The following is a 9,227-nucleotide window of genomic DNA, read 5'->3' on the forward strand; positions in this document are numbered from 1 at the left end:
TTTCGACAATTTCAGCCGCAGCCGTGCGTCCGATACCGTGAATGTAGGTAAGCGCAATGATTACGCGCTTGTTAGTGGGGATATTTACCCCAGCAATACGTGCCAATATATTTCTCCATGCTCCACAGGTACCGATTCGCCGGAACCTATCTCATAGCCAAGTCGTTAAAAACACACCCGAAACGCACAAAACCAGCGGACGCACGAAGGGCGCTGCCGGTTGTGTTGGATTTCGAATAGATGTGAAGTAGGGCGAGTCGGCGTCGCTGTCAACTATGGAATCGCCTGAAAACCAGCTATTCCCTGCCTGTTCAACCCCCTACCCCGATTGCACGAAAGACAATAGCATTAAAAAACCAATGACATATCCCGAACTGGATGGCCCGAGCGGTTTAACCGGAATCAATATAGCCTGTTCAGCCAGGCACCGGACCCGCGTTCACGCTTCGCTTTAACGCAAAAATGCAGTAGCGTTTCCTGCAAATCAATGGGGGGGCATTTTTGACCAATAGAAACAAATATGATCTGTTCGAAATAGCCGGACAGACAATTGCTCCCGGGAAAGTCGGCGATATTGCCATCCCGATCAGCGATCTCCCCGCCGGGATGCAGGCCAATATGCAAGTCCGCGTCTTTCACGGCAAGCGGACCGGGCCGAAGATATTTGTCAGCGCAGCGATTCATGGCGATGAAATCATCGGTACAGAGATCATCCGCCGTGTCATGAAGAAACTCCATCCGACCCGGATGTCTGGCACCGTGATATTCGTACCTGTGGTCAATATGTTCGGGTTCATCACCCATAGCCGCTACCTGCCCGACCGCCGCGACCTCAACCGGTCTTTCCCCGGAACCGAAAAAGGCTCGCTGGCATCGCAACTGGCGCATATTTTCTCGACCGAGATCATCGATCACTGCTCTCTGGGCATCGACATCCACAGCGCTGCCCAGCACCGCTATAACCTTCCGCAGATCCGGATCGCTGCAGGCAATCCCGAACTCAAGGAGCTGGCGCTCGAATTCGGGCCGCCGGTGGTTATCGAATCGGAATTGCGCCCCGGCTCCCTGCGCGCGCTGGCACGGGAGGCCGGTGTCGACATGTTGCTGATGGAAGCCGGGGAAGCGCTGCGGTTCGACGAGTTCTCCGTATTGACCGGGGTCAACGGCATATTGCGGGTACTGAAAAAACTCGAGATAATCGACACCAAGCGGCTCGGCAAGCGGGGTGTTCCGCCCGCACAGGCGACCCGCACGGTCTGGCTGCGTTCGACCAGAGGCGGGATTTGCCGCCTGATTTCACCCTCCGGCAGTAAAGTGCACAGAGGCGATACGGTGGCCTGTATCAGCGATATTTTCGGCGATGGCGAGGAAGCGATCCTGTCCCCCGTCGATGGCATAGTCATCGGGCACAGCAATCTGCCCGTGGTCAATCAGGGCGACGCTTTGCTCCACATCGCCCAAGTGCGCGTGTTTGATACGGTCAGCGAACGGCTAGAAACAATCGAGGATGCGATCACCAGCAACCAGTTGCTCGACGAGGACGAGGTGATTTAGGATAACGACGCTTCAGCACATCGAATAATGCAGGACCCCGCCTATTCGCAAAGCATAGTGAAAGCCTCACCCCTTGCCGCGCGTCTTCGTCTTGCCGGGCTTGGCATTTTTCTCGATAAACTCGATGATCTGCCCTGCGACATCCTTGCCGGTGGCATTCTCAATGCCTTCGAGACCGGGCGAGCTGTTCACTTCCATGATCACCGGACCGTGGTTGGACCGCAGCATATCGACGCCGCAGACGTTCAGGCCCATATGTTTGGCCGCGCGCACAGCAGTTGACCGTTCTTCCGGCGTGATCTTGACGATCTGGGCGCTACCACCCCGATGCAGGTTGGAACGGAAGTCATCCGGCGCTCCGGTGCGCTTCATGGCGGCAATTACTTTTCCGCCGACGACCAGTGCGCGAATATCCGTGCCGCCTGCTTCCTTGATAAATTCCTGCACCAATATGTTCACATTTGCGCCGCGAAACGCCTCGATCACCGACTTGCCGCTCGACATGGTTTCGGCGAGAACCACACCGATACCCTGCGTCCCTTCGAGCAGCTTGATAACCACCGGCGGCCCGTTGACCGCCTTGATGATCTCTTCTGCCTGCTTTGGATCATTAGCATAAGCGGTCAGCGGCAAACCGAGCCCGTATTTGGCCAGAATCTGCATCGAACGAAGCTTGTCCCGGCTGCGACCAATGGCCACGCTTTCATTGAGCGGCCAGACACCGGCCATCTCGAACTGGCGGACAACGGCAGTGCCATAGTTGGTGATGGATGCGCCGATCCTTGGGATCACCGCCTCATAACCTTCCAGCGTCACCCCGTCATACGTGATCGTCGGCCGATGGCTGGCGATATTCACGGTGCAGCGAGTCGTATTTAGAATGTCGAGCGTGTGGCCGCGCTCTTCCGCTGCCTCGACCAACCTTTTATGAGAATAAAGGTTCGGATTCCGGGCAAGCATGGCAATTTTCATAAATTATCTTTCTTCGTGCCGACCCAGCATCCAGCGCTTGGCGCTGTTGACGAGAAAGCCCCGCTTCAGCGCCCGACGTCCTATCAGGACCGGGAATATCATTGATTGCCGGTTGGCAAGTGTCATATGCCCGACCCACTCCAGCGGCCCGAGTTTCATGACCGTCTCTATCACATAACGGGTTTGCATGACACCATTGCTACTCTTTATTCTGCGCTGTCCATAAACAAGCGCTTCGCAATGATAGTCGGGAATACCGGTCCCCATCGGGATGGTAAATTGCACGAATGGTTTGCCATCTTTATCAAAGGCTTTGATCCGGGTGGCGTGAAGCGAGGAAGTCGCTGCCCCGGTATCGACCTTGGCGTGAAGGTTTTTTACGCCCAATCCAGGTAAATCAATAAGTTCGCACCAGCCTATTTCACATGGCTGTTCAAGCTTGGTGCGAAGCCGCTTCACTTTCGGAGTTTTTGTCTGCGCCATCGACCATGATCTGGCCGATGGCGCTTTTTTGCGCAAGAAAATTATGTATCAGGTGACACCATATGCAAGCATGGCGTCAGCCACTTTTTTGAAGCCCGCGATATTCGCGCCCTTCACATAGTCGACATAGCCGTCGCCCTGATTGCCATATTCAACACATTTGCCGTGGATGCCTTCCATCAGATCGGTGAGCATTTCGCCGAGCCGTTCGTGGTTCCAGCTGATGCGCTCCGCATTCTGGCTCATTTCCAGACCGGAGACGGCGACGCCGCCAGCATTTGCCGCCTTGCCGGGACCGTACATGATCCTGGCATCGTGGAAGACGTGAACGCCTTCCAGCGTGGTCGGCATGTTCGCGCCTTCTGACACGGCGATCACGCCGTTGGCGACCAGTTCCCTGGCTTCCTCTTCATTGAGCTCATTCTGTGTCGCGCAGGGCAATGCCAGATCGCAAGGCACGCTCCAGGGACGCGCACCTTCGTGATAGGATGCACCGGTGAAATGATCCGCATATTCGCTGATCCGGCCCCGAGTGTGGGTCTTGTGATGCTTGACCCAGTCGATCTTCTCCTGATCAATGCCATCGGGATCGTGAATGAAGCCGCCGCTGTCCGAAAGGGTCAGAACCTTGCCGCCCTGTTTGGTGATCTGCTCCGCCGCGTGGGTTGCCACATTGCCGGAACCGGAAATCACCGCCGTCTTGCCGGCGATCGCGTCATTCCTGTGTTTGAGCATATTTTCCATGAAATAGACCGCGCCATAGCCGGTCGCTTCGGGACGCATCTGCGAGCCGCCATATTCCAGGCCCTTGCCGGTCAGCACACCTTCCCAGCGATTGGTGATCCGCTTGTACTGGCCAAACATATAGCCGATTTCGCGGCCACCGACGCCGATATCACCAGCAGGAACATCCGTGTCCGGCCCGATGTGGCGATAAAGCTCGGTCATGAACGACTGGCAGAAGCGCATGACTTCGGCGTCGGACTTGCCTTTTGGGTTGAAGTTTGCACCGCCCTTGCCGCCGCCCATCGGCAATCCGGTCAGCGCGTTTTTGAACGTCTGCTCGAATGCAAGAAATTTCAGAACGCTTTCGTTCACGCTGGGGTGGAAACGAATCCCGCCCTTATACGGACCGATGGCGTTGTTATTCTGGATACGGAAACCACGCTGCACACGAATGCAATGATTGTCGTCTTCCCAGCAAACGCGAAAGGAGACCACCCGGTCGGGCTCTGCGATCCGGCGCAAGATCTGTGCGCTGTGATAGGCTTCTTTGTCTTCGATGAAATCAAAAATATCCATCGCGACTTCCTGAACCGCCTGAACAAATTCAGGTTGCCCCGGATTGCGCTTCTTGACGCCTTCCATGAATGTTGGAAAATCTACATGATCGGAAACGGCCATCTTCTACCCCCTCAATGATTGAATGTCTGCACGCCCCGTTGTTCGTCATCGACGTCCTCAAGCCGACAACAAGTATGTAATCATCATAGAACTAATAAATGGTTCAGGTAAAGCGTTGAAACGCATCGCTAATCAACCGGGCATCATCGGCTTTGCCAATAGAGTCGTGTTCTTTTCGGTTTACTCGCCCCCATCATCGGTTACGTCATCGACCACATTGGTATCAGCGACAGCGGCATCACCAAACAGGGCTGACAGACGCGTCAACTGCTCGCCGATCACGCCGTCCACGGCAGGAGCGATCTGATCAACGGGAAATTCCATATAGCCACCGACTTTGTACGTGAACCGGACCACGGTATCAGTATCTTGCGGCTGGAGCAGCATGGTCAGCGTACCGGTAACCGCTTCACCCTGGAGAGGCCCCAGCGCACCGGAAAGCCGCAACATCTTGTTATTGCGGGCATAGATCACCCGCATGTGCTGAACGCTGCCTTCCGATGATTTGATATTATCATCCGATGTCGTCCGGATCAGTTCGCAGAAACATCCCCCAGCCTGCGGAACGAGATAGAAATTTTCTGCATTGCCTGTCCAGCTATGGTCGGCATTCCAATAGCGCGACGGCGCGATCATCGCTTTCCAGACCGACTCTATATCGCCGGAGATCACCGTTTGATGCTGAACGGTGAAGCCGTTTGCGGCGGTGTTGGTCACTTCTGCCTGCGCGGCATTCGCCCCGCAAAGCGCTGCCATTCCCAATATTGTTCGAAATGCCAGCTTGTTCATGACCATGTCTCCTGTGAAATCGTTTCAGAGCGAGAGAGCAGCCTCTATTGCATCATTGACTTCCGTCATGCTGCCCATGCCATTGACCTTGCGCACAATCCCGCGCTTTTCATATATCGGCAGGATAGGCTCTGTCTTGGCGCGATATTCTTTCATGCGGGTACGCACGGTTTCTTCATTGTCATCGGGGCGCCGCTTGAATTCGGAGGAACCGCAAACGTCACAGACGCCTTCGACCGCCGGTTTCTTGAACTTGTCGTGATAGCCTTCTCCGCATTTGCCGCAGGTAAAGCGTCCAACGATGCGTTCGACCAGCGCGTCTTCATCCACGACCAGTTCGATTACGTGGGAAAGCGTACGGCCCCTCTCCGCCAATATCTCGTCCAGCGATTCCGCTTGCGCGGCGGTCCGGGGATAGCCGTCAAAGATAACGCCTTTGTCAGGACCGAGTTCATCCAGCTTGTCACCGATAATGCCCGACACCACTTCATCAGGAACAAGTTCGCCGGCATCCATCAGAGCCTTGGCTTTCAAGCCAACTTCTGTACCGGCCTTCACAGCGGCCCGAAGCATGTCACCAGTGGATAGCTGGACCATTCCATGTTCTTCTTCAAGACGGCTCGCCTGAGTCCCCTTCCCGGCACCCGGTGGTCCCAACAAGATGATATCCATGTGTCTGCCCCTGTCGTAGTGTAATGATTCTGATCTGGACCTAACGCCTTCCGGCCTTAGCGTCTACGCCGACCACCCTTCAGCTTCGCTTTTTTCAGCAAATCGCCATATTGCAGTGCCAGCAAATGGCTCTGAATCTGGGTTACCGTATCGACCGTCACATTGACGACAATCAACAGGCTGGTTCCGCCAAGGAAGAAAATAGGAAGATTGGTTTGCGCCATGACATATTCCGGTAAGACACAGACCAGGGCGAGATAGGCAGCGCCGACCACGGTGATTCGGGTAAGCACATAATCAAGATAATCCGCAGTATTCTTCCCCGGGCGAATGCCGGGAATGAACCCGCCATTTTTCTTCAGATTCTCAGCCGTTTCCTCCGGATTGAACACAACCGCCGTATAGAAGAAACAGAAGAAGATAATACCCGAAGCATAAAGCGCCATATAAAGCGGCTGGCCATGCGCCAGATATTGGTTGAGCATGATGATGAAATCACCAAAAGCGGTTTCTCCGGAGGCGGTATTGCCAGCAAACTGGCTCACCGTCAGCGGCATCAACAGCAGCGAAGAAGCGAAAATCGGCGGGATAACGCCTGCGGTATTGACCTTTAGCGGCAAATGGCTGCGATCCGCCTGCATCACGCCATGCTGGGTCGCGCGCTTGGGATATTGGATCAGCACCCTGCGTTGGGCGCGTTCCATGAAACTGATGAACAAGACCAGTCCGACAACCATCGCAATCAGGCCGACAATGGTCAGCGCACTGATCGAACCGGTACGGCTGCCTTCCATCAGATTGCCGACAAAGGTTGGCATCTGGGCGACGATACCGGCCATAATGATCAGCGAGATACCGTTGCCGATACCGCGACTGGTGATCTGCTCACCCAGCCACATCAGGAACAAAGTGCCGCCGATCAGACTGATAACCGCGCCGACACGGAACATGTAGCCCGGTTCAACGACCGCTTGCAGTCCCGACTGGGATGCAAAGCTTTCCAGGCCTACTGCGATAAAATAGCCCTGAACAGCGGTCAGGCCGACCGTGCCGTAACGGGTATATTGATTGAGTTTCTTGCGCCCGGCTTCGCCATCTTTCTTGATTGCTGCCAGCGTCGGAGACAATGCCGCCCCCAACTGAACCACGATCGAAGCCGTAATATAAGGCATGACGCCCAAGGCAATCAGACTCATCCGCTCCAGCGAACCGCCCGAGAATGTATTGAAAATATCCAGAACGCCGCCACGGGTCTGATCGTAAAGATCAGCAAGAACGACCGGATCAACACCTGGCAGCGGGACAAAGCTGAGCAAGCGGAAAATGACAAGCGCGCCAAGTGTGAACCAGATGCGTTTCCGCAGTTCGGTAGCTTGTCCAAATTTCGATAGACTTAGATTGGCTGCAACCTGATCGGCTCTTGATGCCATGCTTGACTTCCCTGCCCCACTAAAAGTTTGAAACGCGTCCCTGTTAAGACAGAGGCCCATCTCCAACTATTGCGCCTGTTGCAATCTCCGGAGATGGATAGCTACTATTGAAGCTATGCAACCCGCCCCATATCGGATGTTAGTGCATCAAAAACAAGGGGCCAGAAAAAGAGGCGCTAAATCTAGCGCCTCTCGAAGATCAGTCTTTCTTCTTCGCCCGGTTCGCGGCCTTTTTCTCGCTCGCTGACTTGGAAGCTACAGCTTTTTTCTCGCCCTTGGCGCGGCGTTCGCCACCCGCGGGAAGAATTTCGACCTTGCCACCGGCTTTTTCAACCGCTGCCACGGCTGCTTTCGAAGCGCCTGCAACGGCAATGGTGATTTTCGCTTTCAATTCGCCTTTGGCAAGCAGACGTACACCGTCTTTACCGCCACGCGCCAAACCAGCGGCCTTCAGGGTCGCATGATCGATCGTGCCTTTGTTGGCGAGGCTTTTGCTGTCGATGAATTTCTGGATCATGCCCAGGTTCACTTCGGCATAATCGGTACCGAACGGATTGTTGAACCCACGCTTCGGCAAACGCATGTGGAGCGGCATCTGGCCGCCTTCAAATCCGTTGATCGAAACACCGGAGCGGGACTTCTGGCCTTTTTGGCCGCGTCCGCCGGTTTTGCCTTTGCCCGAGCCAATGCCCCGGCCAATGCGCATGCGTGATTTGCGCGCGCCGTCGTTGTCTTTAAGTTCGTTTAATTTCATGTCTTGTACTCGCTTTCGCTTTTATGCGCACGGAATTGTCAGGTGTTACCCTTCAACAACTTCCACCAGATGATGTACTTTGCCGATCATACCGCGGACTTCGGCAGTATCTTCCAGCTCTGAAACACGGTGCATCTTGTTAAGACCAAGACCGATCAGCGTTTTGCGCTGAACTTCAGGGCGACGGATCGGAGAGCCGATCTGTTTGACTTTAATTTTGGCCATCAAAAATTACTCCGTAACTGCCGCGGCATCCGCTGCCACTTCAGCAGCCGAACCGCCAGCGCGTGCCAGCAAGTCAGTCACTTTCTTCCCGCGGCGCTGCGAAACAGCTTTCGGGCTGGACTGATCTGCCAACGCAGCAAAGGTTGCGCGGATCATGTTATAAGGATTTGCGGTGCCGTTGGACTTGGTCACAACGTCCGAAACGCCGAGGCTTTCGAAAACAGCACGCATCGGGCCACCGGCAATAATACCGGTACCGGCAGGTGCCGAACGGACGGTCACATTGCCCGCACCGAATTGACCTTTACCATCATGGTGCAGGGTCCGGCCTTCACGAAGCGGAACGCGAACCATATTCTTTTTGGCCGCTGCCGTTGCCTTGGTAATCGCTTCAGGCACTTCACGCGCCTTGCCTTTACCGAAGCCAGCCCGGCCCTTGCCGTCACCGACCACGACCAATGCCGCGAAACCAAAGCGCTTACCGCCTTTTACGGTTTTCGAAACCCGGTTGATGTGGACCAGTTTCTCGACCAGTTCTTCGCCGCCGTCATTGTTGTTACCACGGCCACCGCGACCGCGTCCGCCGCCACGATTGTCACGTCCGCCACCGCGATTGTCGCGATTGCTGCCGCCACGGTTTCCACCGCGCGACTGACGCTCTGCGCCACCGGTTTTGGCTTCAGCTGCTACAGCTGCTTCAGGCTGATTGCCTTCGCCAGTTGTACCCGGCTGCGCCGCGCCTTCTGGTGTTGTTTTGTCATCAGCCATATTAAAACTCCAATCCGCCTTCACGTGCCGCGTCGGCCAAAGCCTTCACACGTCCGTGAAACAGGAACCCGCCACGGTCAAAAATTACTTCTTTAACGCCCGCCTTCTTGGCAGCTTCGGCAACGCGCTTGCCGACATCGGCCGCAGCTTTGCTATCCGCGCCGGTTTTGACTTTG

The 9,227-nt window shown here is 55.3% G+C and carries 12 protein-coding genes; 1 reads left to right on the forward strand and 11 read right to left on the reverse strand.

Annotated elements, in window-relative coordinates; genetic code table 11:
- Positions 1 to 106 (reverse strand): 30S ribosomal protein S13 (gene rpsM / locus ACN0VD_RS16585; protein ID WP_417596308.1); only part of this gene is annotated, 106 nt, incomplete at its 3' end.
- A gap of 395 nt (positions 107 to 501) precedes the next feature.
- On the opposite strand from rpsM, the gene ACN0VD_RS16590 reads away from it, so the two are divergent.
- Positions 502 to 1,554, forward strand: coding sequence for a succinylglutamate desuccinylase/aspartoacylase family protein (locus ACN0VD_RS16590; protein WP_417596289.1), 1,053 nt, complete (start codon positions 502 to 504; stop codon positions 1,552 to 1,554).
- 66 nt (positions 1,555 to 1,620) lie between these two features.
- On the opposite strand, the gene rimK is transcribed toward ACN0VD_RS16590, so the two are convergent.
- From rimK to ACN0VD_RS16640, 10 genes are all read right to left on the reverse strand, one after another.
- Positions 1,621 to 2,526 (reverse strand): 30S ribosomal protein S6--L-glutamate ligase, encoded by a 906-nt coding sequence (rimK, locus tag ACN0VD_RS16595; RefSeq protein ID WP_417596291.1) that lies wholly within the window; start codon positions 2,524 to 2,526, stop codon positions 1,621 to 1,623.
- 3 nt (positions 2,527 to 2,529) lie between these two features.
- Positions 2,530 to 3,009, reverse strand: coding sequence for an ATP-dependent zinc protease (locus tag ACN0VD_RS16600; RefSeq protein WP_417596293.1), 480 nt, complete (start codon positions 3,007 to 3,009; stop codon positions 2,530 to 2,532).
- A gap of 48 nt (positions 3,010 to 3,057) precedes the next feature.
- On the reverse strand, positions 3,058 to 4,413 hold the full coding sequence (gene gdhA / locus ACN0VD_RS16605) for an NADP-specific glutamate dehydrogenase (RefSeq protein ID WP_417596295.1): 1,356 nt from the start codon (positions 4,411 to 4,413) through the stop codon (positions 3,058 to 3,060).
- Positions 4,414 to 4,593: 180 nt separating this feature from the next.
- On the reverse strand, positions 4,594 to 5,202 hold the full coding sequence (locus ACN0VD_RS16610) for a hypothetical protein (protein ID WP_417596297.1): 609 nt from the start codon (positions 5,200 to 5,202) through the stop codon (positions 4,594 to 4,596).
- Positions 5,203 to 5,226: 24 nt separating this feature from the next.
- The gene (locus ACN0VD_RS16615; RefSeq protein ID WP_417596299.1) at positions 5,227 to 5,874 is read right to left on the reverse strand and encodes an adenylate kinase; all 648 of its coding nucleotides are present in this window, start codon (positions 5,872 to 5,874) and stop codon (positions 5,227 to 5,229) included.
- 56 nt (positions 5,875 to 5,930) lie between these two features.
- Positions 5,931 to 7,304, reverse strand: coding sequence for a preprotein translocase subunit SecY (gene secY / locus ACN0VD_RS16620; protein WP_417596301.1), 1,374 nt, complete (start codon positions 7,302 to 7,304; stop codon positions 5,931 to 5,933).
- Positions 7,305 to 7,503: 199 nt separating this feature from the next.
- A complete protein-coding gene (gene rplO, locus ACN0VD_RS16625) occupies positions 7,504 to 8,058 on the reverse strand; it encodes a 50S ribosomal protein L15 (protein WP_417596302.1) in 555 nt (184 codons plus the stop codon).
- 45 nt (positions 8,059 to 8,103) lie between these two features.
- Positions 8,104 to 8,283: a 50S ribosomal protein L30 gene (gene rpmD, locus ACN0VD_RS16630; protein WP_417596304.1), complete on the reverse strand. Its 180-nt coding sequence runs from the start codon at positions 8,281 to 8,283 to the stop codon at positions 8,104 to 8,106.
- 6 nt (positions 8,284 to 8,289) lie between these two features.
- On the reverse strand, positions 8,290 to 9,051 hold the full coding sequence (gene rpsE, locus ACN0VD_RS16635) for a 30S ribosomal protein S5 (RefSeq protein WP_417596306.1): 762 nt from the start codon (positions 9,049 to 9,051) through the stop codon (positions 8,290 to 8,292).
- A gap of 1 nt (position 9,052) precedes the next feature.
- On the reverse strand, positions 9,053 to 9,227 hold a 175-nt coding region (locus tag ACN0VD_RS16640; protein ID WP_417596310.1), incomplete at its 5' end, for a 50S ribosomal protein L18.

This window comes from Parasphingorhabdus sp., assembly GCF_048267785.1.
Lineage (GTDB): Bacteria > Pseudomonadota > Alphaproteobacteria > Sphingomonadales > Sphingomonadaceae > Parasphingorhabdus.

Coding starts and splice junctions, on each gene's coding strand:
- gdhA (WP_417596295.1), bottom strand. CDS start 4,413: ATGGCCGTTTCCGATCATGTAGATTTTCCAACATTCATGGAAGGCGTC.
- ACN0VD_RS16600 (WP_417596293.1), bottom strand. CDS start 3,009: ATGGCGCAGACAAAAACTCCGAAAGTGAAGCGGCTTCGCACCAAGCTT.
- ACN0VD_RS16610 (WP_417596297.1), bottom strand. CDS start 5,202: ATGAACAAGCTGGCATTTCGAACAATATTGGGAATGGCAGCGCTTTGC.
- rpsE (WP_417596306.1), bottom strand. CDS start 9,051: ATGGCTGATGACAAAACAACACCAGAAGGCGCGGCGCAGCCGGGTACA.
- rplO (WP_417596302.1), bottom strand. CDS start 8,058: ATGAAATTAAACGAACTTAAAGACAACGACGGCGCGCGCAAATCACGC.
- rimK (WP_417596291.1), bottom strand. CDS start 2,526: ATGAAAATTGCCATGCTTGCCCGGAATCCGAACCTTTATTCTCATAAA.
- rpmD (WP_417596304.1), bottom strand. CDS start 8,283: ATGGCCAAAATTAAAGTCAAACAGATCGGCTCTCCGATCCGTCGCCCT.
- ACN0VD_RS16615 (WP_417596299.1), bottom strand. CDS start 5,874: ATGGATATCATCTTGTTGGGACCACCGGGTGCCGGGAAGGGGACTCAG.
- secY (WP_417596301.1), bottom strand. CDS start 7,304: ATGGCATCAAGAGCCGATCAGGTTGCAGCCAATCTAAGTCTATCGAAA.